Source organism: Motilibacter rhizosphaerae, from assembly GCF_004216915.1.
Lineage (GTDB): Bacteria > Actinomycetota > Actinomycetes > Motilibacterales > Motilibacteraceae > Motilibacter > Motilibacter rhizosphaerae.
In genome coordinates this window covers 1145870-1171383 of the sequence record NZ_SGXD01000001.1, presented here as the reverse complement: position 1 = coordinate 1171383, position 25514 = coordinate 1145870, and the positions used below count along the sequence as shown (strand labels likewise).

The following is a 25514-nucleotide window of genomic DNA, read 5'->3' as shown; positions in this document are numbered from 1 at the left end:
GTGATCATGCACTTCTCGGGGAGCCCACCGCCTCTCCACGCGGTGGCCCGGTCATCCCAGGGCGCCGCTGGGGAGGTACGGGAGCCCGCCGCGGAGGCCGGCGGCGCACCACCCGCCCCCTGCGCGGAGCGCCAGTCGCGCTTCCAGCGCGACGCTCAATGCCCACTGCTGCTCTCCCGTCACCCAGCTGACGGTGGCGGCCGGCCCGCTCACCTCCGCGAGCGCGGCCCACAGCAGCTCCTGCGCGACAGCGGGCGTCGTGGCCCCCAGCAGGGCAGGGCCGGAGTCGCGGACCACCACGTACCCGCGCTGAGGTCCGCTGTCGTGGACGAGGAGCCGGTGCCCCGTCGTCGAGAGGTAGTCGAGGTCGACGCCGTGCGGTGCTCCGCGGACGTGCCGCGCCACCGACTCGACGAGGTCCCGGTCGTCGAGGAAGGACCCCTCCCGGACGTGCGGGGTGGCCGGCAGCAGCGACCGGTCCACGGGTCCGTGAGTCTCGAAGCACGGGACGAGGGCGAAGCCGGCGCAGCCGTACCTGCGCAGGGCCTTCGGGTCTGAGCTCGCGCAGATCGCACCGGTGCCCTCGAACGTGCCGAGTGCCGCGTCGAGCAGCGCGCGCCCGACACCGACTCCCTGGTGGGCGGGCGCGACGGTCAGCAAGGAGAGGAACCAGCGCCGCTCACGCCGGGTGGCCAGGCTCACCCCGGTGAGAGTCCCCTGGTCCTCCGCCACCCACGAGCCCGACGGGTCGTGCGCGAGGACGTGCGCGATGCGCGCTCGTCCGCGGGCGCGTACGCGGTCGTCGAGGGGCGGCATCTCCCAGCCGTACCGCGTTCCCGCCTCCGTCAGGGACAGGTGCGCCAGCTCCTGTGCAGCAGGGATGTCATCAGCCCGGAGGGGGCGGATGTGCACCGTCGCAGGGGTTCGGCGCTCACTCGGGGGCGTTGTCGACGGCTCGGGCATCGTCCGGGCTCCAGACGGGCTCGTTCGGTCGGGACCGGCACCAGCATGCCCGGTCGGTGCGGATTTCTGCACCCGTATGAACCCCAGTGCCACTCAGGGGTCTCTCCCTGTCGTGAAGGACCTCCGACTGCCTGCTGCTCTGCTCATCGTGGTCGCCAGCCTCCTGGGCAGCAGCATCGGCGCCCAGCCAGCATCGGCCGCCGTATCCCGGGCGCGGGTCGTCGCCGTGACGACACCGCAGACCAGAGCGCCGAACGTCCCCTCGGTGCTGCGGGCCGGGCTCTACACCTTCCAGGTCGTCGCGAAGCCCTCGATCGGGCTGCACTCGCTCTCCCTGACCCGTCCCGCCCGCGGCTACACCCTCGCCCAGTACGTCCGCGACACCAGCGCCCATCCCGCGCGGGAGCCGCGGGCCGCGGAACTCTTCTACGTGCAGAGCGGGTCGAGCGCGCAGATCGTGCTGCAGCCGGGGACCTACTGGCTCAACGCCGAGCAGGCCGCCCTGCACCCGCGTCGGGTGGGCATCCTCACGGTGACGGGCCCCAGGTCACGCGCGGTCCTGCACGCGGCCACCCCGGTCCCGTTGGGAACCGCAGGGCTGACTGCTCGTGTGCAGGTCCGCGCCGCGCTCCCCTGGTGGCGACTCAGCAATGCGTCGTCGCGTGACCGTGAGGCCTACATCTACCGGGTGCCGGAGGGGAGCTCGCCGGACGAGGTAGCAGCTGCCCTACGGTCGCGGAAGGACCACCCGGAGATCGTCAGCGCCCTGGAGTCCGCCTCGTTCGGCTACGTCCCGCTCGACGCGCACCGGTCCGAGCAGGTGGCCTTGGGTCTCCTCCCGGGTTCCTACGTCATCGTCGCCTTCACGTTCAGCGGCCCAGCGGAGCAGGACCTCACGTTCGTGACGGTGCCGCGCCCGAGGGCGTGAGGGACGCGCGGACCGCCCGCTCCTTCGCGCGTCACGCCCGGGGTGAGCCGCTCCTCCGCACCCCCTAGGCAGATCGGGGCAAGTCGGGCCAGGATGACGACGACAGCAGTTCGTCGATCATCTCCTCGAGGAGAGCCATGGCCCTGCTCCGTGTCCACCCCGCTCGACGCCTGCTGCCCCGGGCTGCCGTCGCTGCCGCCGCCCTGGCGACCCTCGCCGTGCCCGGCACGGCCTGGGCGGCCGCGCCGGGCCCGCTCTCGCTCACGACCGCGAGCCAGGTGGCGGAGCAGGACGTGCCGGCCCTGCCGGGCTCCGAGCCCGACACGCTGGTCGAGCCGGACGTCGCCGTCTCGCCCGTGGACCCGCAGGTCGCCGTCGCGGTCGCGCACGACGGGCGCTATCCCGACGGAGGTGCGGTCGGCATCTCGTACGCCTGGACCGCCGACGGCGGCCGGCACTGGGAGCACCACCCCCTGCCCGGTATCACGGCGACGACCGGCGGCCCTGCCGTGTGGGAGCGCGCCAGCGACCCTGTGGTGGCCTTCGACTCCGACGGGACGGTCTACGTCTCGGTGCTCGTCTTCGACTCCGGCTGCGACTCCGGGGTGCTGGTCTCGCGCAGCACGGACGGTGGCCGTACCTTCGGCGCTCCCGTCACGGCGCACCAGAGCAGCACGTGCGCCGTCTCCGACGACAAGAACTGGCTGGTGGTCGACACGTCGCCGACCAGTCCGCACCGTGGGCGGATCTACCAGTTCTGGAGCGAGTTCATCTCGGACAGCGACTTCAACGTCATCAACGTCCCGCAGGACCTGGTGTGGTCCGACGACCACGGCGCCACGTGGTCGGCGCCGGTCGCGACGACACCGGACCCCTCCTTCACCCAGGACTCCCAGCCGATGCTGCGGCCCGACGGCACGATCGTCGACGCGTACCTCGACTACGGCTCCGCAGACGCGATGGACGAGGGCTCCGAGGCGCAGGAGGCGCGCGAGTCCTCGGCGGACCGGGTCGCGGCAGCAGCTGCGCCGGCGGCCGTGCAGGAGGGTGGTCCGGACCTGGTCACCCGCATCTCGCGCGACGGCGGCAGCACCTGGTCGGCTGGCGAGACCGTCGAGACCAACGTGGGTCAGGGACCGGACGGCATCCGGTGCTGCCTGCCCTCCGGCACGGCCGACCCCGTCACCGGCCGGCTCTACCTCGCCTGGAACGGCAGCGACACCAGCCAGGTCCTGGTCTCGCACTCCGCTGACGGCGTGCACTGGTCCAGGCCGCGGCAGGCGAACCCGGTCGACGAGTCGCAGCAGGCCGTGAACGTCGACGTGGCCGCGTACGGCGGCATCGTGGCCGTGTCGTACGGCGAGACGGACGGGACGCACGTGCAGCAGTACGTCGTGAACTCCCACAGCGGCGAGACGTTCTCGGCGCCGCTGGCCGTCGGCCCGGTCAGCGACCTGACCTACGCAGCGCAGGCGGGCGGCGCGTTCCCCGGCGACTACATCGGCACCGCGCTCCGCAACGGCGTCCTGTACGCGGTGTGGTGCGTCTCGAGCACGCCGCCTGCGACGGGCGCCACGTACCACCAGGTCGAGTACGGCGCGACGTTCGCGGTGAGCCGCCGCTGACCGTGGCGGAGGAGAGGAGGTCCTCGGGCCCCCTGGGCGACCGGGACCTCCTCTCCCACGCGGACGAGCGCATGCCTGGCTCGACGGTGGCGTCGCAGCTGCATACTGGGGCGACCCCGCTGCCGGAGGAGCCCGCATGCTCGCAGTCGCCGTCCTCATGACTGTCGTCGCGGCGTTCGCCGTCCTGATCCTGCTGGGCAACCGTCGACGCTCTGCCCCGGGGGAGCACACCGTCAGCGCAGCGTCGACGGCGGACGCCGAGGAGGTGAAGGCGGCGGCGCGCGCGTGGGGCGACGTCGCGCGAGCCCGCAACAGCGGCGCCTCCCCCTGAGGTCGACGCAGCACAGCCCGACGTGCCAGCTGTCACCGCTGTCCGCAGCGCGAGCGCCGAGGACGCTGCGCAGATGGCAGCGGTCCATGTCCGCTCGTGGCGAGAGACCTACCGGGGCGTCATGAGCGATGACGTGCTGGACGATCCAGGACTCCTCGCCGCCAGGCAGCGGTTCTGGACCCGCGTCCTGACCGACGACAGATGGAGCAGCAGCCGGGTCGTCGTCGCCGAAGCGGACAGCCGCATCATCGGGCTCGCCATGTCGGGTCCCCCGCGCGTGCCCGAGGCCGGCATCGACGCGCAGCTCCTCGTCCTCTACGTCGCGGCGGAGTACCACGGCCGAGGCGCAGGCGCGGCCCTCCTCACCAGCGTCCTCGACCCTCGCGAAGCGGCCGTCGTGTGGGTCGTCGACCCCAACCCGCGGGCGCAGGCGTTCTACCGCAAGCACGGCTTCGTCCCCGACGGGCGGAGGACGGAGGAGGACGGGGTTGCCGAGATCCGGCTCAGCCGCTTCCCCACGTGATCTTCGCGCTAGCCGAAGCCGATGCCGAGGCGTGCAGACCCCTCGCCGGGGTTGGTCGTCGGAGCGACACGGCTGTCGCTGCGGAGCAGATCCTGTCCGTCAACCGGGTCCACCTCGGGAGCGGGGACCAGCGGCCGTTCGAGGGACGCGGAAGCGGGTGGCTCGTCGTGCCCCTCGACCGCCCCGTCGCGTACGAGCGCTGTCGGCTCGCCGGCGGACATCCACCGTTGCTCATGGCGTCGCAGGGGGTCCAGGAACCAGCCTTCCTCCAGCATGCCTGGCACCGTACGTGCGATTGACGGTCTGTTCTCGGCGCCGAGGTGACGAGAAGACGAACTGCGCGCGGCGCGTGCTTGCTGTGTCGCCGTCCTGGTCGCACAGTCAGCCGGACCGGCTGATGGACGTGCCGACGGGCCGGGCGTCCACGGGGAGTCGGGGGATCTCGCGTGTGCACCCCCCGCGTACCTCCCGCCGCTAGGCTCGCCGCGTCGCCCCATCACCACCTGGAGCCCACGTGCGCCCCTCTGCCCGCCCGCTCGCCTGCCTGGTGGCGCTCGTCGTCACCGGCACGCTCGCCGCGCCCGCGCACGCAGCGACGCCCGCCCCCGTCTCGCAGGCGCAGGCGAAGCGCGCGCTCCTCGCCGCCGAGGACATGCCGAAGGGGTGGAAGCACAACGCCCACGCGGTAGCGGGAGGGCTGAAGTGCTTGTCCGGCACGGCGAAGAACGTCGGCATCGCCACCGAGGTGGGCGCGAACTGGCGGTACGCGAGCGAACCGCTCTACTACTCGGAGGACCTGCAGAGCTACCACACCGCTGCTCAGGCCAAGGCGAACTTCACCGCCAACAATAGATCTGTTGCCGCTTGCGGCACCTACGTCGAGGGCGGGGTCACGTGGAAGCTCACGCCCGTACGGATCTCCCGGCGAGGTGACGCCGCCGTCGAGTTCAGAGTGGCAGGCGTCGTGACGTCCGACAAGGGAGACGTCCCCGTGACGACCTACCTCACGGTGGTGCTCGTGGGTCGGCACCAGGTCTACTCGTTGATGTCCGCCGGGATCGACGACGGCCGGGAGTTCCGCGCGACGGTGCTCGACGCCACCGACGCTGCCCTCGACAAGGTCGAGGCCCTGCTCCCGCGCTGACGCTCGGGTCAGGCCCGTGCGACGCGCTCGAGGAGTCGCAGCAGGGTCGAGCGTTCGTCACGGCTGAGGCCGTGGAAGACCTCCTCCTGGACCTCCGCCATCACGCGACCGAGAGCGTCCGCCACCTCTCGTCCCTCCGGGGACAGCGAGACCAGCTGTCGACGGCCGTGGCTCGGGTCCTTCACGCGGAGGACGAGACCGCGGTCCTCGAGTGCGCGGACCGTGTGCGTGACGTCTCTCCCGTCGAGCGACGCGGCGGCACCGAGCTCGGTCTGGCTCAGCTGCGCGGCAGCAGCGAGGGCGGTGAGGCAGCGGTACTGGTACCCGTTGACCCCCGCCTGTGCCAGCCGCTGCTGGATCACCTGGTGCGAGCGGCTCGCGGCGGCGCTCAGGATCCACGTGGGCAGCGCGGAGAGGTCGTGAGGCATCGGCCCTTGTCCTCTCTTGGTAGCACCAATACAGTGTTGGTCTGCCCAAGATCCTAGGAGAGCAGATGCCACTCCCCCGCCCCCTGCCCACCGTCGTCGGGCCCACCGAGAACGCCCTGCGCGCGCTGCTGGACCGCACCCTGTCCTCGACCCGCATCCCCGGCTACCACGCGTGGGTGGTGCTCAACGCCGTGAGCGCCGCGGGACCGGGCGAGGACTGGAGGCGGACCGCACTGGAGGGCGGCGGGCCCGAGGAGATCCACGCGGCGCTGGGCAGACTGCGCACGGCCGGGCTCGTCGGCGAGGACGAGACCCCGACGGCCCTCGGTACGGCTGAGCTCACGGCCGCGCGCACCTCCGTGGCCGCAGTCACCGCTCAGCTCACAGCCGGGATCGACGAGGCGGAGCAGGAGACGACGCGCCGCGTCCTCGACGAGATCCGGCGCGGCGCCGAGGTGCTGCTCCAGGCGTGACGGCGCTGCTTGCGCAGCCGCTGCCGGGCTCCGCTCGTTCTCCGACTGCCAGCATCATCTTGGGACGGCGATGGGGTTCCCGCCGTACCTCCAGGCGCCGCTGACCTTCGAGGCCGAGGACACCGGTGTGGCCGGAGCCACGGTCGACGAGCCCACGACGAGCGGGCTCGACCGTCCCGTCGTCGGGTCGACGAGGATCACCTGGGGCGGTACGACGAGGGTCCCGACGGACTGCGCGAGGACAGCCTGACCGTCTCGCCCGAGCAGGAGCGGAGGGCCGCCCTCCCGCACGTTCTGCAGGCGTGCACCTCCGACGACCCGCCCGCTGCTGTCGAGCGTCACCAAGGAGTACGGCGGCTTTCCGTCGCCTCCGCTGTAGGACACGACCTGCAGGTCGCGTCCGTCGGCGGTGAACAGCACCCCGCTGTCGGCGAACAGCGACGCGTGGCCGCGCTGGCGAGCGGACCGGTAGGTCTCGAACGGCAGGACCTGCTCCGCAGCAGCACTTCTCGCGTCGTAGATGGCCAGGCCCTGCACAGTCCCCCCGAAGGCGACGGCGATCCGCTTCCCGTCCGGCGACCAGGCGAGGGCACTCCCGGCGTGGGCGAGGCGGAACCGTGAGGTGCCGCCGCGCAGATCGACGATGACGAGATCTCCACGCGCATTGAGGACGGTCTTGCCGCCGACGCTCGAGGTGCCCTGCCCGGTCAAGGTGGCGAACCGCTTCCCGTCCGGCGACCACCAGACGGGCGTACGCGTGCCCCCGGCGATCGTGAAGGACCGCACCGCACCGCTGGCGAGCGCCACCACCTCCACGTGCCCGGCCTGACGCACACAGGCGACCTCCGTGCCGTCGGGCGACAGGCTCGGCAGGCAGCCCGAGCGGGTCGCCTCGGCGAGCGGCAGCGCGCCGGGCAGGACGCGGTAGCCCTCTCCGTGCGCTCCGAGGACCAGGGTGGAGGCGGTGCCGCCCGCCGTCCGACCCACGACGAGGCGCGCAGCGCGTACCGGGTTTCCCCGCAACGGCAGTGGATCCCGCGGGACCGGTGGAAGCTCGACGGCCGGAGCGGTCGCCGCCGGCGCGGGTCGCACCGGCGCCTCCCGCTCCACGATCGCTGCACGCGCCAGTCCGACGGTGGCGGACAGCAGGACGGCGACGGCGGCCGCGACCCCCGTACGCGCCCACCGACGCCGCCGATCGCTGCCCGCCCTGGCCCGCGCGGCGAGGCCGAACGGCTCCACGACCGGCGTACGGGCCGCCAGCCGTGCGAACGCCTCCTCGAGGTCCACCTCGCTCACGACACGCCTCCCTGGCGGACGCGCAGCTCGTCCAGCTCCGGCGCCAGCTGGCGGAGCCGGCGCAGGGCTGCGCTGGTCTGGCTCTTCACGGTGCCCACCGAGCACCCCATGGCATCAGCGACCTGCGCTTCGGACAGGTCCTCGTAGAACCGCAGCACCAGCACGGTCCGCTGGCGGGCGGTCAGCCTCCGCAGCGCGCCCTGCAGCAGCAGCGCCACCACCGTCGCCTCGTCGTGCCCTGCTGCCGGTGTCTCCGGAGGCTCCTCGACCAGGGACTCGGGGCGGGAGCGGCGGCGGCGCCACCACGACACGTTGAGGTGGTACATCACGCGGCGGACGTATGCCTCCGGCTGTTCACCGAGCTTGTCCCAGCGGCCGGCACACCGCTCGAGCGCAGCCTGGACCAGGTCCTCGGCGGCGTGCGCGTCCCCGGTCAGGAGGTACGCCGCGCGCAGCAGCGCGTGCCCGCGCACCACGACGAACTCCTCGAACCCGACCGCGGGTGCTGGTCGTCGACTCACGTGCACCTCCCGCTGTCTACACGCACCCGGGGGTGCGGAAGGTTGGGACACCGCTCCTGGACACTGGTCGCGTGCAGATGAGTCGCCTCGAGCTGCGCCCCGCCACTCGCAGCGGGTCGGGCACCCGGACCGAGCGGCACTTCCTCGACTACGTCGTCGACGGCCAGCCCTGGGCCGCACGGCACCGGCTGGACGAGGTGACCCCGCTGGGCTGGGGGACGGCCGACCTGGCGCGCGCTGCCGTCGCCCAGCTCCTGGTAGAGGCCCCACCTGATCTGGACGGGCGCGTCGCGCTCTACGTGTGCGCGGAGTGCGGCGACCACCTGTGCGGCGCCCTGACGGCACGGGTCAGCCGCCAGGACGACGTGGTCACCTGGTCGGACTTCGCGGACACGTACTGGGAGCTGGACCGGTGGGAGCACGACCCCACGGCCTACGTCGACTGGCGTGCTGTGCGCTTCAGCCTGCCTGACTACCGCCGAGCCCTGGCTGTCGCGCTGCCCGGTTGAGGCCGGGCAGGAACCGCCCCGGGCCGCTCCGGTACTGGTGGTCGAGACGACCGAGCCCTCGGCAGCGCCGACGGGACGGTCAAGCCGAGGGGCGCTCGGAGCCCACGGCGTACGCCCGGCTGGCTGCCACTGCCGCCCCCACGAGCGCCGCACTGCCACCGAGGACGCCGAGGCTCGACGGGAGGTGCGGGTGCAGCACGGAGGCGCCACCGAGCACGGCGAGCCCGGCCGCAGCCAGGAGCGCGGGGGTGCGGTCCGAGAGCAGCGCGCTGACGAGCACCACGGAGGCGAGGCCGAGGCAGCACAGCGCGGCACCGAGCCAGCCCACCTTCGCCTCGAGGACGTCGCCCGGGCCGGCGGCGTAGTGGTGGGCCACCTGGACCACCGCGAAGGCGAGCAGGCCCGCGGAGGCAGGGACTGCCAGGACCAGCAGCGGCAGGTCGACGCGGACGCGGGGGCGCAGGACCTCCCGCCGCCGCGGGTGCAGCGCGACGACGCCCACGACGAAGGCGAGGAGGACGAGGCCGAACGGGTCGATCGTGGCCGCCGCCACCGCGCCCACGAGCTGGGCGAGGACGGCGAGCAGCGCGACCCGAGCGGCGCCCGGGTGGCGGGCCGGCCGCCGCAGCTGGAGGGCGAGCGGGACGGCGAGCAGCAGCGCCTCGTCGACTCCCCAGAAGAGGTCCTGGAGCCGGTGGACCCCGCCGTCGGCGGCGTCTCCCCACCCGGTGGCGAGCAGATGACCTCCGGTCAGCGCCATGACGAGAGCGGCGGCACCGGCGAGGAGGCGCAGGGCGACGAGCCGCGATCGGCGCGGCGCCACCCCGGCGGTGGTGGGGATCTGCGTGGTGGTGGTCACGGGGGGCTCCTCGAGCTCGGGCGGCGGGACCACCACGGTCGCCCTGGGCACCGGCCTCCCGCGTCAGCCTGCAGGCGACTCCTGTCCGCTCGGGGTGGGGGGTGCGGAGGCTCGGCGTACCTCCGCAGGAGGAGGCACCACTTCCCGCAGACGGACGCCGGGGCCCCGCGCCGAGCCCTACCGTCGACGCGTGCCCCTCCTGAGCAGCCTGCGCGCACGGCCGTACGTGCTGGACGGCGCCCTCGCTGGGCTCGTCACCGCGATGGCGCTGCTGGAGTCCGCGCAGCCGGGCCGCGGTTGGGCCCATCCCGCGGTCATGGTGCCGGGCGCGCTGCTGGTGACGGTCCCGCTCGCCGCGCGTCGGCTCGCACCTGTCCCCGTGCTGCTCGTCGGTCTCGGTGCCGCGCTCGTCGTCGCCCTGGTCGCCACGACTCCCGCCTCCGCGACCCTGTTCCTCGCCGGGCTCATCGAGCTCTACACCGTCGCCACGCGCTGCTCGCGCCGCACCATCCTGCTCGCCGTCCCGCTGGTGCTCGTGGTCGCGGGAGTGACGCTCGCGCGTGACCCGGCCACGACGGCGCCCGTGGAGGCGCTGCCGACGTTCGGGGTGACGGCGGCGGTCCTCATGCTGGCGCTGGTCGTGCGCCGCAGCCGCGACCAGGCCCAGCGGCTGCGCCTGCTCGCCGACGAGCTCGCGGAGAGCCGGGCCACCGGTGAGCGACTCGCGATCTCGGCCGAGCGGCTGCGCATCTCCCGCGAGATGCACGACGTCCTCGCGCACAGCATCAGCGTGATGGTCCTGCAGACGGGTGCTGCACGGATGTCGCTGGCCGACACGGCACCGGCGGTGCGCACGATGCTCGCGGGCGTCGAGGACGTCGGACGGGAGGCGCTGGGCGAGCTGCGCGGGGTCCTCGGACTGCTGCGCGAACCAGGGACGTCAGGAGCGGATCTTGCTCCACCCCAGGGAGATCTCGGACGGCTGGTCGAGACGATGCGCGGGGCGGGGCTGGCGGTGACCGTCCACGGCGACGACGCTCTCGCGGGGGTCGCGCCGTCGGTCGCACAGGCGGTGTTCCGCACGGTGCAGGAGGCGCTCACCAACTGCCTCAAGCACGCCCCTGGCGCGCGCACCACCGTCGAGATCGACGTGCAGGAGAACAGGGTCGTGGTCGCCGTGCGCGACACGGGCGGTAGCGCTCCCGCGCCGGCGCTCGAGGGGGCGGGGCACGGGCTGCACGGCATCCGCGAACGCGTCCTCGCCCTGGGCGGCTCGGTGAGCAGCGGCCCGCAGGCCGACGGCGGGTGGGTCGTCCGCGCCGAGCTCCCCTGCCTCGGAGCACCGCTCGGGGCCGGCGGCCTGCGCCCGTGATCTCCGTCCTCGTCGCCGACGACCAGGCCCTCGTCCGGGCCGGCTTCCGCGTCCTCCTCGAGACCCAGGACGACCTGCGGGTGGTCGCGGAGGCCCAGGACGGAGCCGAGGCTGTGAGCCTCGCCCGGCAGCACCGACCCGATGTCGTCCTCATGGACATCCGCATGCCCGTGCTCGACGGACTGGAGGCCACCCGGCGGGTGGTCGCCGAGCCGGACCCTCCGAAGGTGCTGGTGCTGACGACGTTCGACGGTGACGCCTACGTCTACGACGCGCTGAAGGCCGGCGCGAGCGGCTTCCTGCTCAAGAGCGTCCCACCCGAGCAGTTGCTGCACGGCATACGGTCCTGTGCTGCCGGCGACGCGCTCCTCGCTCCGGTGGTGACCCGGCGGCTGATCGAGCAGTTCGTGAACCGGCTGCCCCCGGGGCGGACCGCGCCCCAGCTCGAGGTCCTGACCGCGAGGGAGCTCGACATCCTGCGGGAGGTGGCCCGCGGCCACTCCAACGCGGAGATCGCCGCCGAGCTCTACCTCTCCGAGGCGACGGTGAAGACGCACGTGAGCCGCGTCCTGCAGAAGCTCGGGCTACGGGACCGCGCGCAGGCCGTGGTCGTCGCGTACGAGACCGGCGTGGTCACCGCCGGGGGCGGCTGAGACCCGCTGCAGGGCTCAGAAGGAGAAGTAGCGGCGGACGAACTCGTTCGCGAACTTCCCCGTCGGGTCGCTGCGCCCCACGAGCTCCTCGAACTCCCCCAGCCGCGGGTACTGCGCCCGCACCCGGTCGCGCTCCATCGTGAACACCTTGCCCCAGTGCGGGCGCGCCGGGAACGGCTCGAGGGCCTCCTCGACGGCGCGTACGGCGGGCTCGGTCACCGACCAGTCGGAGACCCAGGTGAAGTGCAGGGCCACCGAGCGCCGGCCGTGCGCCGTGCTGAGCCACTGCTCGTCCCCGTCGATCGTCCGGATCTCGGAGATCTGCACCGCGGGCCCGATGCGGTCGCGCACCGCGGAGAGCGCCTGCAGCGCGGGGACGGCGTCCTCGTAGGGGAGGAGGTACTCGGTCTGGATCTCGTCGCCCGCGCTCGGCGTGAACTCCATGCGGAAGTGCGGGAGACGCGCGTGCCACGGCCCCGGGACGCCCTGCTGCGGTGTGCACACCTCGCCGGGGATCCCCGGGATCGGGTGGCGCTCACCGTCGGCGAGCCGGCCGCCGAGCCACTCGGCGGGACCGGCGGGCGCGTCGACCAGCTGCTTGCGCCAGATCGTGTGCATGTGGTCGGAGCGCCAGGTGAGGAACCCGCTCACGCTGTACGCGCTGCTGTGCGCCTCGTCGAACGCCTCGACGTAGGACGCGAACGGCACGTCGTCGTAGACGAACTGCCGGATCTCGTACGCCGGCTGGACCCTCAGCGCCATCGCCGTCACCACGCCGAGGAGCCCGAGCGAGATGACCGAACCGGCGAAGTCCGCGTCACCGGCGCGGACCGTGCGCAGCGTCCCGTCCGGGGCGACGAGCTCGAGGCCGACGACCGCGGAGGCGAGGTTGCCCAGCGCGTTGCCCGACCCGTGGGTGCCCGTGGCGCACGCACCGGCGACCGAGATGTGCGGCAGGGAGCCGGTGTTGTGCAGGGCCACCCCGGCCTCGGCCAGCGGCGCGAACAGGTCACCGAAGCGGGCACCCGCGCTGACCCGCGCCGTCCCGGCGGCCGCGTCGACGGACACCTCGCGCGGGAGGTCCTCGACGTTGACGAGCAGGCCGGTCGTGTCCGCCACCGTGTTGAACGAGTGCCCGGAGCCGAGGACGCGGACGACCGGCGCGGCGGCGACCACCTCCTGCAGCTGCTCCACCGAGGTGGGGCGGACGTAGCGCTCCGGCTCGAAGACGACGTTGCCTGCCCAGTTGGTCAGCCGCTCGCTCACTCCGCCACGCTATCCGAAGCGCTTCCGCGGGCAACCGCTGAGTAGGCCAGCAGCGCGGGGAACGCGAGCGCGAGCACGACGACGAGCACCGCGCAGGCGAGCCCGCCCCCGACCCAGGCGCCGCCGAGCCCGACGAGCCCGACGCTCGCCCCCGCGCGCAGGTCGCCCAGCCGCGGGCCGCCCGCGACGACCACCGTGAACACGCCCTGCATGCGGCCGCGCATCTCGTCCGGGGCGTAGACCTGGAGGATCGTCTGCCGGTAGACCGCGGAGACGAGGTCGGCCGAGCCCGCGACCGCCAGCAGCAGGACCGCGACCCACAGCTGGCGGGCCAGCCCCGCGGCCGCCACCGCCAGGCCCCAGCAGACGACCGCGGTGACGAGCGCGACGCCCTGCCGGCGTACGCGCCCGATCCATCCCGAGGACAGGCCCCCGAGCACCGCCCCGAGCGCGATGGAGGCGTAGAGCCACCCCGCGTCCTGCTGGGCCCCGAACCAGTCGTGGGCCGCCTGCGGGAACATCGCGCGCGGCATCGCCAGCACCATCGCGATGATGTCGACACCGAAGCTCAGCAGCAGCACGGGCCGGGTCGCGATGAAGCGCAGCCCCTCGACGACGCTGCGCCACCCGGGGCTGGCGACGTCGTGCGCGGGCGGGATGGCCGGGAGCCGCACCACGGCGTACAGCATCACGGTGAAGAGCAGCGCGTCGCCGGCGTAGGCGAGCCGGTAGCTCCCGACGCTGAGCAGCAGGCTCGCGAGCAGCGGCCCGGTGACGCTCGAGAGGTTGAAGGTCGTGAACGCCAGGGTGTTCGCCGACGGCACGAGGTCAGGCGGCAGGAGCCGCGGGATGATCGCGCCGAGCGTCGGCTGGGACACCGCGAACGCCCCGGACTGGACCGCCACGAGCAGGAGCAGCAGCGGCAGCGAGTCGAGCCCGGTGAGGTCGTTGAGCAGCAGGCCGATCGTGCACAGCCAGCCGCAGGTCGCCGAGACGAGGACCAGCTTGCGCCGGTCGAGCGCGTCGGCGAGCGCGCCGCCGAACAGCCCGAGCAGGACGAGCGGCACGAGGCCGACAGCCCCGAGCACGCCGACCCAGAACGAGCGCCCGGTGATGTCGTAGACCTGCACCGACACGGCGACGGCGGTGAGCTGCACGCCGATCGAGGAGACCGCCTCCGCGGCCCAGAGCCGGCGGTACGGCGCGACCGAGAGCGGCCGCACGTCGAGGGCGACGTGGCGCACCCGGTCCAGCACCCTCACCACGGCAGCCTCCCAGGCAACTCACAGCGACCGCCCAGGGTCGTTCCAGGCACGGCGGACACGCTAGACGACATGGACGAGCACCCCACCCAGCCCAACCAGCCGAACGACCCGCAGCACCCGGGTACGCCGAGCCAGGGTGTCTGGTGGGTCGGCGCCGACGGGACGACCGCGCCCCACCAGCCCGTGCAGCCGCAATCCCCGCAGCCGGCGCCGCAGCAGCCCGAGCGCCCGGCCGAGCAGACTCAGCCGCAGCCCTGGTCCCAGCCGCAGCACGGCCAGCCCCAGTACGGCCCGTCCCAGCAGCCGGTCGGCCCGCACGCGCCGTACGGCGCCTACCCCGCCACGCCGTACGCGCCGGCGGGCGACGCGACCTCGGTCTACGCGTTCCCTGCCGCGTCGCCCTCCGCCGAGCGCCGCAGCGGCGGCGCGAGCTGGGCGCGCCGCGGTGCGGCCGCCGCCGTGCTCGCGCTGGTCGCGGTGGGCAGCGGCACGGCGGGCGCCGCGATCGCGGGCCACGACAGCCGCTCGAGCAGCGCCTCCCCCGCCGCAGTCGCCACCGCCGCGCCCGCCGCGGCCACCGCCCCTGTGCAGTCGCTCGCGAAGGTCGCCGCTGCGGTCACGCCGAGCGTCGTGTCGGTGGGCTTCACGTCGAGCCAGGGCTCCGGCGAGGGCTCCGGCGTCATCCTCACCGCCGACGGCCAGATCCTCACCAACAACCACGTCGTGGCCGCGGCCGCGGGCGGTGGCTCGCTCACGGTGAAGTTCGCCGACGGGAAGAGCGCGACCGCGACCATCCTCGGCCGGGACCCCTCGACGGACCTCGCGGTCATCAAGGCGCAGGGCGTCAGCGGCCTCACGCCCGCCACGCTCGGCTCCAGCAGCAGCCTGCACGTCGGCGACACCGTCCTCGCGATCGGCAACCCGCTGGGGCTGGAGGGCTCGGTCTCGGCGGGCATCGTCAGCGCGCTGCACCGCAGCGTCGACATCCCGGCCGAGGAGGAGCAGCAGTCGCCGCAGCAGATGTTCCCCGGCTTCGGGGGCGGCTCGGGCAGCGACGGGAGCGGTGGTTCGGGCTCCGGCGGCTCCAGCAGCAGCAGCAGCGGTACGGTGCTGAAGAACGCGATCCAGACCGACGCGGCCGTCAACCCGGGCAACTCGGGCGGTGCGCTCGTCGACGCCGCCGGCCGCGTGGTCGGCATCAACAGTGCGATCGCCTCGCTGTCCAGCGGCAGCGGCCAGTCGGGCAGCATCGGCGTCGGCTTCGCGATCCCCATCGACACGGCCAAGGTCATCGCCGCCGAGCTCGCGAAGGGCCAGACCGTCCAGCACCCGGTGCTCGGGGTGACCATCACCGACGCGACCGGCGGCAGCGCCGGCGCCCAGATCGGCACCGTCGTCAGCGGCGGCGGCGCCGACAAGGCCGGGCTCAAGGCCGGCGACGTCATCACCGCCGTCGACGGCTCGGCGGTGCGTGACGCCGAGGGCCTGCAGGCCGCCATCTCCGGCCACCAGCCGGGCCAGTCCGTCAGCGTGACCTACACGCGCGGCGGGTCCAGCAGCACGACCACCGTCACGCTCGGCTCCAGCTGACGACGACGGCTGGCGACTCCGTACGGCCCGGCGGCCTCCCCGCCGGGCCGTACGGCTGACGCCAGGCGCGGCGGGCAGGACCGGAGGGGGCAGGATGCTGGGCACCGGAGGAGGAGGCGGCGTGAGCGAGGCACGGCTGCTCGTCGTGGACGACGAGCCGAACATCCGCGAGCTGCTGTCCGCGAGCCTGCGCTTCGCGGGGTTCGAGGTCGAGGTCGCCGCCGACGGCGCGACCGCCCTGCAGATGGCGCGCTCCGCCCCGCCCGACCTGCTCGTCCTCGACGTCATGATGCCGGGGCTCGACGGGCTCACCGTGCTGCGCCGGCTGCGCGAGCTCGGCGTCGAGACACCGGTGCTGCTGCTCACGGCGCGCGACGCCACCGAGGACAAGGTCGCCGGGCTCAACGTCGGCGCCGACGACTACATCACCAAGCCGTTCAGCCTCGAGGAGGTCATCGCGCGGATCCGCGCGGTGCTGCGCCGCAGCCGCGACCGCCAGGCCGCGGGGGCGAGCCGGCACGTGCTGGCCTTCGCGGACGTCGAGCTCGACGAGGACTCGCACGAGGTGCGCAAGGCGGGCCAGCTGGTGCCGCTGTCGCCCACGGAGTTCAAGCTGCTGCGCTACTTCCTGCAGAACCCCAACCGCGTGCTGTCGAAGGCGCAGATCCTCGACACCGTCTGGCAGTACGACTTCGGCGGTGACGCCAACGTCGTCGAGTCCTACGTCTCCTACCTGCGCCGCAAGGTCGACACCACCGAGCCGCGGCTGCTCCACACCGTCCGCGGCGTGGGCTACGTGCTGCGCCAGCCGCGGACGTGAACCGGCTGCGGTCCTTCGGCGCCCGTACGCCGCTGCGGGTCCGGCTGGTCGCCGCCATGCTCGCGCTCGTCGCAGTCGCGCTCGTCGTGACCGACGTGGGCGCGTACGTCGCGCTGCGCCAGTCGCTCGTGCACCGCGTGGACGACCAGATGACGACGCTGCGCGAGTCGATCGTGCGCTCGGCGTACGCCAGTGCCCTGCGTGACCGCGACGCGAACGGCGACCTGCCGAGCCAGTACTACGTCCAGGTCAACGGGCCCCGCGGCGAGAACGAGGGGACCCTCGCCCCCGTCTACGGACAGTCGTCGCTGCCCGACCTGCCGTCGGTCACGATCCAGGAGGCCTCGCAGCGCGCGGCGCAGCCGTTCACCGTCGGCTCGCACCACGGCGGACCCGACTGGCGCTGCCAGATCTTCCTGTGGCAGGACCAACCCGGCTACAGCTTCACGGTGGCCTACTCCCTCGCCGACATCGACGGCACGCTCTCACGGCTGCGGCTGATCGAGCTCGTCGTCAGCTCGGTGCTGCTGCTCCTCCTCGGCATCACGGGGTACGCGCTGGTGCGCTCCTCGCTCCGGCCCCTCGGCGAGATCGAGCTCGCGGCGGAGTCCGTGGCAGCAGGGGACTTCTCGCGGCGCGTGCGCGAGCGGGACGCGCGTACGGAGGTCGGGCGGCTGGGCCGGGCCTTCAACGCGATGGTCGGGCAGGTCGAGCAGGCGTTCCGCGCGCGGGCGCAGTCGGAGGCGGAGGCGCGCACCTCGGAGGAGCGGATGCGCCGCTTCGTCGGGGACGCGAGCCACGAGCTGCGCACGCCGCTGACCTCGATCCGCGGCTTCGCCGAGCTCTACCGGCAGGGCGCCGTCTCCGAGCCGCAGGACGTCAGGCGCGTGTTCGGCCGCATCGAGGACGAGTCGCGGCGGATGACCGGGCTGGTCGAGGACCTGCTGCTGCTCGCCCGGCTCGACCAGCAGCGCCCCCTCGAGCAGCGCCCGGTCGACCTCGCGGTGCTGGCCTCGGACGCGGTGATGGACGCCTCGGCGACCCAGCCCGAGCGCGAGATCGACCTGCAGCGCCTGGACTTCGGCGGTCCGGTTGCCGTCGTCGGTGACGAGGGCAGGCTGCGCCAGGTGCTCGCCAACCTCGTCCGCAACGCGCTCGTCCACACGCCCGCCAGCGCGCCGGTGCACATCCGCGTGGGCGCCGTCGGCGGCTCCGCCGTGCTCGAGGTCGCCGACGAGGGGCCCGGCATCGACCCGGCCGACGCCCCGAAGGTCTTCGAGCGCTTCTTCCGCACCGACAGCTCGCGCTCGCGCGACACCGGCGCCGTGCAGGGCAGCGGGTACGGCCTCGGCCTGTCCATCGTCGCCGCGATCGTCAGCGCGCACCGCGGCCGCGTGGGACTCGAGACCAGTCCCGGCCACGGCGCCGAGTTCCGCGTGGAGCTCCCGCTCGCCCCCTCCTGACGCGCGCTCCCCAACGTTGTGGGCCTGGTTCGCGCTATGGCACCGAACCAGCCCCACAACGTTGGGGACCTACGCTGGGAGTGACATGAAGCCCACGACCCTGCCCGAGTCCGAGTGGCGCGCCCGGCGTGCAGCGCACGAGGCGCGGGTCGACGCGTGGCTGGCCCCAGCCGAGGAGCGGGCCCGGCGGGGCGAGAAGCACCCGGTCGAGGACTTCCTCTTCACCTACTACTCCTTCCGCCGGTCGGCCCTGCGCCGGTGGACCCCGGGGGCGGGCGTCGCGCTCGAGGGCGCGACCACCGGCGACCTGCCGTCCGGGATCCCCGACGCAGCAGGGCATCTCCGGCTCCCCGACCCGCCCGAGCGCGTACGCCGTACGGCCGCGTGGGTCGCGGACCTGCTGCAGCGCACGGCTTCCCGGCCCGGGACGTTCTCCTGCTTCGGGCTGCACGAGTGGGCGATGGTGCACGGCAGCGGACCCGACGAGGTACGCCACGCGGCCGTCCCCCTGCGTCTCGGCGCACGCGGCACGGACCAGGTCGTCGCGGAGCTCCCGCTGCAGTGCAGTCACTTCGACGCCTTCCGCTTCTTCACCGAGTCCGCCCGGCCACTGAACTCCGTGCAGCCGAGCAGGGAGTCCCAGGGCGACCTCGAGCAGCCCGGATGCCTGCACGCGAACATGGACCTCTACAAGTGGTCCTACAAGCTCGCCCCGTGGACGCCGTCCGAGCTGGTGGCCGACTGCTTCGCGCTGGCCCGCGAGGTCCGCGAGCTCGACATGCGCGCCTCGCCGTACGACCTCGCGGACCTGGGCTACGCGCCGGTGCGCATCGAGACGGCCGCCGGCCGCGCGGAGTACGCCGCGGCCCAGCGCCGCTTCGCCGCTGCCGCAGCACCTCTGCGGCAGCGGCTGGCGGAGGCCGCGCTCGTCATCGGCGCGCCGCCGGCCGACGCCTGACCCCTCCCCGTGATCATGCAGGTCCTGGGTCCCAGGACATGCATGATCACGAGGAGGGGGGACCAGGACCTGCATGATCACCGCGGGGTGGGGGTCCGGTACGAGCTACGAGCGCGGGGCCCGCACCAGCACGGCAGCGAGGACCGCACCGACCGCCGCGACGCCCGCCCCGACGAGCAGCGCGTGGTGGTAGCCGGTCACGTACGCCGCCGGGTCGCCACCGAAGGCCGAGCTGGCCGGCACGAGCACGCCGAGCGCGGCCACGCCGACGGCGATGCCCGTCTGGCGGAAGGAGTCGTTGACCCCGGCGGCAAGGCCGGCCTGCTCCGCGGAGCTCTCGGAGAGCACGAGCCCGCTCATGACGGGGTTGAAGACGCCGGCACCGCCGCAGGCGAGCATCGTGCCGGGCAGGGTCGCCCACCACGAGGAGTGCACTCCGGCGAGCGTCCCGAGGGCCAGGCCGACGGCGACGACGCCGAGCGACCCGGCGAGCGCGAGCCCGGCGGGCACGCGGTCGAGCAGCTGCGCGGTCGCGCCGGCGACGACGAACATGAGCACCGTCGCCGGGAGGTACGCCGCACCCGCCTGCACCGGCGAGAGGCCGAGGACCCCCTGCAGGTAGAGCGTGATGTAGAGGAACACCGCGAACAGCGACGACGAGATGCCGAACGCCGCCAGCTGGGTGCCGGTGAAGGCCCGGTTGCGGAACATCCCCAGCGGTAGCATCGGCTCGCGCACCACGGCCTCGACCGCGACGAACGCGACGAGCAGGACGCCCGCACCGGCGAGCGAGGCGACGATCCCGGCGGAGGACCAGCCCGCGTCGTTGCCGCGCAGCAGGCCCAGGACGAGCAGGAACAGCGCGCCCGTCAGCAGCACCTGGCCGGTCCAGTCGACGCGGCGCGGGCGCGGGTCACGGGACTCGGCCACGCCGAGCGCGGTCAGCGCCAGGCAGAGCAGGCCCACCGGCACGTTGAGCAGGAAGATCCAGCGCCAGCCCAGGTGCTGGGTCACCAGCCCGCCCACGAGCGGGCCCACGGCGAAGGACCCGCCGATGGTGGCGCCGTAGACCGCGAGCGCGGAGGCCCGCTACCCGGCCTCGGGGTACGCGTGGCCGAGCAGCGCGAGCGACACCGCGAACAGCGCAGCGGCGCCGACGCCCTGGACGGCGCGGGCGGCGTCGAGCACGCCCATCGACTGGGCGGCGGCACAGGCCACCGACCCGCCAGTGAAGACGGCGAGGCCCGCGACCAGCAGGCGGCGCCGCCCGAGCCGGTCGGCCAGCGAGCCGGCGGTGAGGACGAGCGCGGCGAGTGCCAGCGTGTACGCGTCGACCACCCACTGCACGCCGGGCAGGTCGGTGTGCAGGTCGCGGGCGACGCGGCCGAGCGCGGTGTTCACCACGGCGATGTCGAGCATGAGCATGGCGGTCGTCACGCAGACGACGGCGAGGGTGAGGCCGGCCCGGCCGCGCGCGGCGGGAGCGGGCCGGGGGGCGGGCACCCGGGCAGCGGCGGGGACGGGGACGGGCGGAGCAGCGGACAGGGGCTGGGCGGACATCGGACGGTCTCCTCGGACCAGGGGTCGTTGACGTCCCCGACCGTGCCGGAGCCCCCTTGCCGTCCGCCTGGCGTGCGGTTGCCGTCCGCTGGTCGTGCGCCTGCGGAGCGGGTCTCAGTCGGCGCAGGCGCCCGTCGGGACGGCGGTCGTGAGCGCCCGGGCGCGGTCGGCGACCGGCGAGACCTCGCTGACCGTCAGCGCGTAGCCCGTCTTCGGGTCGTCGACCGACTTCGCGAACACCACGCCGGCGACGCCGCCCTTGGGCGTCAGCAGCGGGCCGCCCGAGTTGCCCGGCTGGACGGTGGCGTAGAGCGAGAGGACGTCGCGGGTGGTCTGCCGCTTGCCGTAGATGTCGGGGCCGCGCGCGCGGATCTGCTCGCGCACGCGCGCCGCGCTCAGCCGGTACGGGCCGCCCCGCGGGAAGCCCGCGACCACGCTGGCGTCCCCGCGCCCGGCGCCGGCGACGAGCGGGAGCGGCCGGGCGCGCGCCGGCAGGCCGGGCACGTAGATGACCGCCACGTCGCGGCGGGCGTCGAACGCGACGACCGTCCCGGGGTAGGCCTCGCCGCGCCCGCCGATCATGACGGTGGGCTGCCGCACGCCGGCGACGACGTGGGCGTTGGTGAGCACGTGGTGCTCGGCGTAGACGAACCCGGAGCCCTCGATGCGCCGGTCGCAGGACGGGGCCGAGCCGACGACCTGCACGATGCTGCCGGCCGCCCGGGCGACCGCGGGGGTGCTGACGATGTCGTCGTCCGGCGGGCTCACGGGCAGGATCCGCTCGGGCGCCAGGCCGCCGAAGACCTCGGGGAACTGCCCCTCGTCGAGCAGGCCGCGGAACGACGCGAACAGCGAGCGGGAGGCGTCGGGCATCACCTCGTCGACCGCGCGCAGCACGCGGGACTCGCTGACCTGCCGGGAGACCTCGGGGACGGTGGAGGTGCGGGCGGCGGTGGCGAGGAACCACGAGATGGTGACGAGCCCGAGGACGCTCAGCGCCGCCCCCAGCCCGGCGTCGAGCCAGCGCAGCGGCCCGCGCACGAGCACCGAGCGCAGGCGGCGGGCGAGGGCGGTCAGCAGCGCCTGCCCGAGCAGTGCCGCGACGAGCACGATGCCCGCGGCGACCAGCACCTGGAGCGGGCCCTGCGACCAGCGGTCGACGACCTTGGGGGTCGCGATCATCGCGCCGACCCCGCCGGCGAGGAACCCGGCGAAGCCGAACGCGCCGACGAGCGCGCCCTGCCGCCACCCGGAGAGGGCGAAGGAGACGGCCGCGACCGCGAGGACGACGTCGACGATCACGCGGAGCCCGGCAGCGGGTCCGCCGCCGGCAGCTCGAGCGGCTCGTCGAGCGTCGTCGAGTCGAGCGGCGGCGCGGTCTCGTCCCACGGCCGCTCCCAGCCCGCGAGCCGCAGCACCGAGGCCAGCACCGAGGCGGTGAAGCCCCAGACGACCGTGCCGTCGACGCGGAAGGCCGGGCCGACGTAGTCGTTGGACGGGTGGCGCACGCGCAGCCGGTTGGCCGGGTCCAGCAGCCGCGCGAGCGGCACGCGCGCGACCGCGGCGACCTCGGCCGGGTCGCCGGGGGCGACGGTGCCGGGGCGGCGCCACCAGGCGACCACCGGGGTGACGACGAACCCGCTCGGCGGCAGGAACAGCGCCGGCAGCACCCCCACCACGTCTACGCCGGCAGGGTCCAGCCCGGTCTCCTCGCGGGCCTCGCGCAGCGCGCACGCCACCGGCTCCTCGCCCGGGTCGAGCGCGCCGCCGGGGAACGCGACCTGCCCGGGGTGGTGGCGCAGGCCGTCCGCGCGCCGCAGCAGCAGCACGTCGAGCTCGTCGGGGCCGGCGGCGCCCGGTGCGCCCGGTGCGCCGGGCGCCCCGGGCACCGCACCGAACAGCAGCAGCACGGCCGAGGCGCGACCGCCGGCCGAGGGCACGGGGTGCCGGCTCAGGTCCTCGCGGCGCACCGTGCGCACCAGCCGGTCGAGCGCGTCGACGACGGGGCCGCCCCCCTCCCCCGTGCGCTGGCCCACGACGGCCGCCTCAGGCCAGCGTGCCGAGCGGCGCTGCCGGGTCGGCGGGCACCCGGTCCTTGACCAGCTTCGCGGCGCGCTCGGAGTCGGTCTCCCCGGTGCCGTACGCCGGGCAGAGCCGCGCGACCGGGCACGCCCCGCACGCCGGCTTCTTCGCGTGGCAGGTGCGCCGGCCGTGGAAGATCAGCCGGTGGCTGAGCATGGTCCACCCGCGCTTCTCGAACAGCGCCCCGACCTCGGCCTCGACGACGACCGGGTCCTCCGACTCGGTCCAGCCGAAGCGCCGGGACAGCCGCCCGACGTGCGTGTCCACGGTGATCCCCGGGATGCCGAACGCGTTGCCCAGCACGACGTTGGCGGTCTTGCGCCCGACGCCGGGCAGCGTCACGAGGTCCTCGAGGCGCGCCGGCACCTCGCCGTCGTAGCGCTCCACCAGCGCCTGCGCGAGCCCCAGCACGGACTGCGCCTTCTGCCGGAAGAAGCCGGTGGACTGGATGATGCCCTCGAGCTCCGCGCGGTCGGCGCCCGCGAGGTCGCGCGCCGTCGGGTACCGCGCGAACAGCGTCGGGGTCACCATGTTGACCCGCACGTCGGTCGTCTGCGCGGAGAGCACCGTGGCGACCAGCAGCTCCAGCGGGCTGGTGAAGTCGAGCTCGCAGTGCGCGTCGGGGTAGCGCTCCGCGAGCAGGCGGTCGATCTTGCGCGCCCGGCGCACGAGGGCCACGGGCGGGGCGGTCCTCGGGGGCGCGGAGGAGGGGGCAGCCGACGGCACGCCGTCAGCCTACGGGGCGACGCCGACAGCGCTCCCCGACGCCGTACGGGTGACCTCCTCCGCCCTGGTCTCAAGCGCTCCGGGACCCCCGACGATCCCCCCATCGCTGCACGACCTGCCCGTACGGGCCGGGTCGCCCCCCTGCGAGAGAGCGCGAGATGACTCCGGTGACCGACGAGCTGCCCCCTGCCGCTGCGGGCCTCCCGCCCGTGCGACGGGGCCCGCGGCCGCTGCCGGACCGCGTCCCGGAGCTCGCCCACCTCGCCCTGGGCGAGCTGCGGGCCATGCGCACCGAGCTGGGCGACGAGGAGGGTCGCGTGTCGTACTGGCGCCGGCTCGTCCAGGCGCGCGCCGACGTCCTGCGCCAGTCGCGCGACCTCCCCGTCGCCCGGCTGCAGGAGGTGCTGAGCTCCCAGCAGGTGGTGCCGGGGCGCACCGCGTTCCTCACCGCGGACGGCAGCTCGCTGCTCCCGCCCCTCCCCGGCCTCGAGGCCGTGTGGTCCGCGGTCGACCCCGAGGACGAGGGCGCCCGCTCGGCGCTGCTGGCCACGCTGGTCGAGATGGACGAGCAGCTCTCGGCGTACCGCCGCCGGCTGCACGAGCGGATCGACCTCGCGACCCGCGACCTCGTCGCGCGCTACGCCGCCGACCCGCGGCTCTGCCTGGTGGCGCTGCCGGTCTAGCGTCCGGGGGGCTCGACACGACCCGGATGGGGCAGACTTCACGGGTGAGCAGCAGCGACGGAGCGGTGGTCTCCGACCACGTACGCCAGGCCCCCCTGTTCGCAGCCCTGGACGACGAGGCCGTCGCCGAGCTGCGCGCCGCGATGGTGGAGGTGACCCTCGTCCGCGGGGAGGTCCTCTTCGCGGAGGGCGACGCGGGCGACCGCCTCTACGTCGTGACCGACGGCAAGATCAAGCTCGGGCGGACCTCCCCCGACGGCCGCGAGAACCTCCAGGGCATCCTCGGCCCGGGCGAGATGTTCGGCGAGCTGTCGCTGTTCGACCCGGGCCCGCGCACCGCGACCGCCACCGCCGTGACGGCGACGACGCTCATCGGCCTCGGCCACGACGACCTCGACCCGTGGATCCGCCGGCGCCCGGAGGTGGGCGTCGCCATGCTGCGCGCGCTGGCCCGGCGGCTGCGGCGCACCAACGACACGCTCTCCGACCTCGTCTTCCGCGACGTCCCCGGACGGGTGGCCAAGGCGCTGCTCGACCTCGCCCGCCGGTTCGGCGTGCCGAGCGACCAGGGCGTCCACGTCACGCACGACCTCACGCAGGAGGAGCTCGCGCAGCTCGTCGGCGCCTCCCGGGAGACCGTCAACAAGGCGCTCGCCGACTTCCAGCAGCGCGGCTGGCTGCGCCACGAGGCCCGCGCCGTCGTCCTGCTCGACATCGACCGCCTGGCGCGGCGGGCGGGCTAGAACCTCTCGAGGTACGCGACGGCCGCCGCCGTCGAGAGCAGCGCCGGGCGCACCAGCTCCGGCGCGAGCCCCGGATAGACCCGGACCACGACCTCCTCGGGCGTGCGCGCGCCCGCGTCGAGCGCGGCGCGCACCTCCGCCACCCGGGCGAGCCGGTGCTCGTGCAGCCGGCGCGCAGCAGCGGCCACGCTCGGCAGGACCGGCCCGTGGCCGGGGAGCACGGTGCGCTCGCCGAGCGCGGCCAGCCGCTCGAGCGTCGCGAGGTACGCCCCCAGCCGCCCGTCGGGCGCGTCGATGACGGTCGTCCCGCGCCCCAGCACGGTGTCGCCGGTGAGCACGGCGCCCGGCAGCACGAGGCAGACGGAGTCGCTGGTGTGGCCGGGCGCGGCGAGCACGGCGGCGCCGCCGGGGAGCTCCTCACCGTCGACCAGCGGCGTGGCGCCACGGCAGAGCGCAGGGTCGGCGGCGCGCACGGGCGCCCCGGTGAGCGCGTGCAGCCGGGCCGCACCGGCGGCGTGGTCGGCGTGGCGGTGGGTGAGGACGACGAGCGCCGGTCCGGCTGCGGCGAGGGCGGCGAGGTGCGCCTCGTCGTCGGGCCCGGGGTCGACGACGACCGGGCCCCCGGGGGCGTCGAGCAGCCAGGTGCACGTGCCCTCGAGCGTCATCGGCCCGGGGTTGGGGGCCAGCTGGAGGCGCACGCCGGGCGGCAGGGGGGTCATGCTCGACCTGC

27 protein-coding genes and 1 pseudogene are annotated in these 25514 nt (G+C 74.4%); 15 read left to right on the top strand and 13 right to left on the bottom strand.

Annotation, left to right across the window (positions count from 1 at the left end; genetic code table 11):
• Positions 1 to 51: 51 nt before the first annotated feature.
• Positions 52 to 816, bottom strand: coding sequence for a GNAT family N-acetyltransferase (locus EV189_RS05350; RefSeq protein ID WP_165400142.1), 765 nt, complete (start codon positions 814 to 816; stop codon positions 52 to 54).
• A 259-nt stretch (positions 817 to 1075) separates the two neighbouring features.
• Here EV189_RS05350 and EV189_RS05345 point away from each other — a divergent pair, with 259 nt between their 5' ends.
• The 4 genes from EV189_RS05345 (at position 1076) to EV189_RS05330 (ending at position 4370) form a co-directional block, all read left to right on the top strand.
• A complete protein-coding gene (locus EV189_RS05345; RefSeq protein WP_130491848.1) occupies positions 1076 to 1891 on the top strand; it encodes a hypothetical protein in 816 nt (271 codons plus the stop codon).
• 137 nt (positions 1892 to 2028) lie between these two features.
• A complete protein-coding gene (locus EV189_RS05340; RefSeq protein WP_130491847.1) occupies positions 2029 to 3516 on the top strand; it encodes a sialidase family protein in 1488 nt (495 codons plus the stop codon).
• A gap of 136 nt (positions 3517 to 3652) precedes the next feature.
• Positions 3653 to 3847, top strand: coding sequence for a hypothetical protein (locus EV189_RS05335; RefSeq protein ID WP_130491846.1), 195 nt, complete (start codon positions 3653 to 3655; stop codon positions 3845 to 3847).
• 121 nt (positions 3848 to 3968) lie between these two features.
• Entirely contained in the window at positions 3969 to 4370 is a 402-nt protein-coding gene (locus tag EV189_RS05330) for a GNAT family N-acetyltransferase (protein WP_231116077.1), read from the top strand.
• Between the two features lie 8 nt (positions 4371 to 4378).
• Here EV189_RS05330 and EV189_RS05325 read toward each other — a convergent pair whose 3' ends face one another.
• The gene (locus EV189_RS05325) at positions 4379 to 4645 is read right to left on the bottom strand and encodes a hypothetical protein (RefSeq protein ID WP_130491844.1); all 267 of its coding nucleotides are present in this window, start codon (positions 4643 to 4645) and stop codon (positions 4379 to 4381) included.
• Positions 4646 to 4884: 239 nt separating this feature from the next.
• Here EV189_RS05325 and EV189_RS05320 point away from each other — a divergent pair, with 239 nt between their 5' ends.
• On the top strand, positions 4885 to 5514 hold the full coding sequence (locus tag EV189_RS05320) for a hypothetical protein (protein WP_130491843.1): 630 nt from the start codon (positions 4885 to 4887) through the stop codon (positions 5512 to 5514).
• A gap of 8 nt (positions 5515 to 5522) precedes the next feature.
• On the opposite strand, the gene EV189_RS05315 is transcribed toward EV189_RS05320, so the two are convergent.
• Positions 5523 to 5942 (bottom strand): MarR family winged helix-turn-helix transcriptional regulator, encoded by a 420-nt coding sequence (locus tag EV189_RS05315; RefSeq protein WP_231116076.1) that lies wholly within the window; start codon positions 5940 to 5942, stop codon positions 5523 to 5525.
• A gap of 65 nt (positions 5943 to 6007) precedes the next feature.
• Here EV189_RS05315 and EV189_RS05310 point away from each other — a divergent pair, with 65 nt between their 5' ends.
• On the top strand, positions 6008 to 6415 hold the full coding sequence (locus EV189_RS05310) for a hypothetical protein (protein ID WP_130491842.1): 408 nt from the start codon (positions 6008 to 6010) through the stop codon (positions 6413 to 6415).
• Between the two features lie 54 nt (positions 6416 to 6469).
• On the opposite strand, the gene EV189_RS05305 is transcribed toward EV189_RS05310, so the two are convergent.
• On the bottom strand, positions 6470 to 7714 hold the full coding sequence (locus EV189_RS05305; RefSeq protein WP_165400141.1) for a TolB-like translocation protein: 1245 nt from the start codon (positions 7712 to 7714) through the stop codon (positions 6470 to 6472).
• Entirely contained in the window at positions 7711 to 8235 is a 525-nt protein-coding gene (locus EV189_RS05300; RefSeq protein ID WP_130491840.1) for a SigE family RNA polymerase sigma factor, read from the bottom strand. Before EV189_RS05300 ends, EV189_RS05305 begins: the two co-directional genes overlap by 4 nt.
• Positions 8236 to 8306: 71 nt before the next feature.
• Between EV189_RS05300 and EV189_RS05295 the strand changes: the two genes are divergently transcribed.
• Complete coding sequence (locus EV189_RS05295; RefSeq protein ID WP_130491839.1) at positions 8307 to 8744, top strand: hypothetical protein; 438 nt, start codon at positions 8307 to 8309, stop codon at positions 8742 to 8744.
• Between the two features lie 79 nt (positions 8745 to 8823).
• Here the strand turns inward: EV189_RS05295 and EV189_RS05290 are convergent, their stop codons facing one another.
• Positions 8824 to 9603: a hypothetical protein gene (locus tag EV189_RS05290; protein ID WP_130491838.1), complete on the bottom strand. Its 780-nt coding sequence runs from the start codon at positions 9601 to 9603 to the stop codon at positions 8824 to 8826.
• A 190-nt stretch (positions 9604 to 9793) separates the two neighbouring features.
• On the opposite strand from EV189_RS05290, the gene EV189_RS05285 reads away from it, so the two are divergent.
• Positions 9794 to 10975 carry a sensor histidine kinase gene (locus EV189_RS05285; protein WP_165400140.1) on the top strand — a complete coding sequence of 394 codons (1182 nt, stop codon included), beginning with the start codon at positions 9794 to 9796 and terminating at the stop codon, positions 10973 to 10975.
• Positions 10972 to 11628 carry a response regulator gene (locus EV189_RS05280; protein WP_130491836.1) on the top strand — a complete coding sequence of 219 codons (657 nt, stop codon included), beginning with the start codon at positions 10972 to 10974 and terminating at the stop codon, positions 11626 to 11628. The genes EV189_RS05285 and EV189_RS05280 overlap by 4 nt, the downstream gene beginning before the upstream one ends.
• Positions 11629 to 11643: 15 nt before the next feature.
• On the opposite strand, the gene EV189_RS05275 is transcribed toward EV189_RS05280, so the two are convergent.
• Together EV189_RS05275 and EV189_RS05270 are read right to left on the bottom strand one after the other, a co-directional pair.
• Positions 11644 to 12894, bottom strand: coding sequence for an FAD-binding protein (locus EV189_RS05275; RefSeq protein ID WP_130491835.1), 1251 nt, complete (start codon positions 12892 to 12894; stop codon positions 11644 to 11646).
• Positions 12891 to 14156, bottom strand: coding sequence for an MFS transporter (locus EV189_RS05270; protein WP_407938114.1), 1266 nt, complete (start codon positions 14154 to 14156; stop codon positions 12891 to 12893). The genes EV189_RS05275 and EV189_RS05270 overlap by 4 nt, the downstream gene beginning before the upstream one ends.
• 72 nt (positions 14157 to 14228) lie before the next feature.
• Between EV189_RS05270 and EV189_RS05265 the strand changes: the two genes are divergently transcribed.
• The 4 genes from EV189_RS05265 to EV189_RS05250 all read left to right on the top strand — a co-directional run bounded on the left by EV189_RS05265 (position 14229) and on the right by EV189_RS05250 (position 18990).
• A complete protein-coding gene (locus EV189_RS05265) occupies positions 14229 to 15749 on the top strand; it encodes a trypsin-like peptidase domain-containing protein (RefSeq protein ID WP_130491833.1) in 1521 nt (506 codons plus the stop codon).
• 94 nt (positions 15750 to 15843) lie between these two features.
• Positions 15844 to 16569, top strand: coding sequence for a response regulator transcription factor (locus EV189_RS05260; protein WP_130491832.1), 726 nt, complete (start codon positions 15844 to 15846; stop codon positions 16567 to 16569).
• The gene (locus EV189_RS05255) at positions 16566 to 18032 is read left to right on the top strand and encodes a sensor histidine kinase (protein ID WP_231116074.1); all 1467 of its coding nucleotides are present in this window, start codon (positions 16566 to 16568) and stop codon (positions 18030 to 18032) included. Before EV189_RS05260 ends, EV189_RS05255 begins: the two co-directional genes overlap by 4 nt.
• Positions 18033 to 18117: 85 nt before the next feature.
• Positions 18118 to 18990 (top strand): 3-methyladenine DNA glycosylase, encoded by an 873-nt coding sequence (locus tag EV189_RS05250; RefSeq protein ID WP_130491831.1) that lies wholly within the window; start codon positions 18118 to 18120, stop codon positions 18988 to 18990.
• A 105-nt stretch (positions 18991 to 19095) separates the two neighbouring features.
• Here EV189_RS05250 and EV189_RS05245 read toward each other — a convergent pair.
• The 4 genes and pseudogenes from EV189_RS05245 to nth all read right to left on the bottom strand — a co-directional run bounded on the left by EV189_RS05245 (position 19096) and on the right by nth (position 23358).
• A pseudogene (locus EV189_RS05245) lies at positions 19096 to 20550 on the bottom strand (MFS transporter).
• Between the two features lie 114 nt (positions 20551 to 20664).
• On the bottom strand, positions 20665 to 21852 hold the full coding sequence (locus EV189_RS05240; protein ID WP_165400139.1) for a MarP family serine protease: 1188 nt from the start codon (positions 21850 to 21852) through the stop codon (positions 20665 to 20667).
• A complete protein-coding gene (locus EV189_RS05235) occupies positions 21849 to 22586 on the bottom strand; it encodes an NUDIX hydrolase (RefSeq protein WP_130491829.1) in 738 nt (245 codons plus the stop codon). The genes EV189_RS05240 and EV189_RS05235 overlap by 4 nt, the downstream gene beginning before the upstream one ends.
• A 10-nt stretch (positions 22587 to 22596) precedes the next feature.
• On the bottom strand, positions 22597 to 23358 hold the full coding sequence (gene nth / locus EV189_RS05230; protein ID WP_130491828.1) for an endonuclease III: 762 nt from the start codon (positions 23356 to 23358) through the stop codon (positions 22597 to 22599).
• 167 nt (positions 23359 to 23525) lie between these two features.
• Between nth and EV189_RS05225 the strand changes: the two genes are divergently transcribed.
• Together EV189_RS05225 and EV189_RS05220 are read left to right on the top strand one after the other, a co-directional pair.
• The gene (locus EV189_RS05225; RefSeq protein ID WP_130491827.1) at positions 23526 to 24041 is read left to right on the top strand and encodes an RsiG family protein; all 516 of its coding nucleotides are present in this window, start codon (positions 23526 to 23528) and stop codon (positions 24039 to 24041) included.
• A 65-nt stretch (positions 24042 to 24106) separates the two neighbouring features.
• On the top strand, positions 24107 to 24784 hold the full coding sequence (locus EV189_RS05220) for a Crp/Fnr family transcriptional regulator (RefSeq protein WP_407938113.1): 678 nt from the start codon (positions 24107 to 24109) through the stop codon (positions 24782 to 24784).
• Here EV189_RS05220 and EV189_RS05215 read toward each other — a convergent pair.
• Entirely contained in the window at positions 24781 to 25503 is a 723-nt protein-coding gene (locus EV189_RS05215; protein WP_130491825.1) for an MBL fold metallo-hydrolase, read from the bottom strand. The two genes, EV189_RS05220 and EV189_RS05215, sit on opposite strands and share 4 nt — an antisense overlap.
• Between the last annotated feature and the right edge of the window lie 11 nt (positions 25504 to 25514).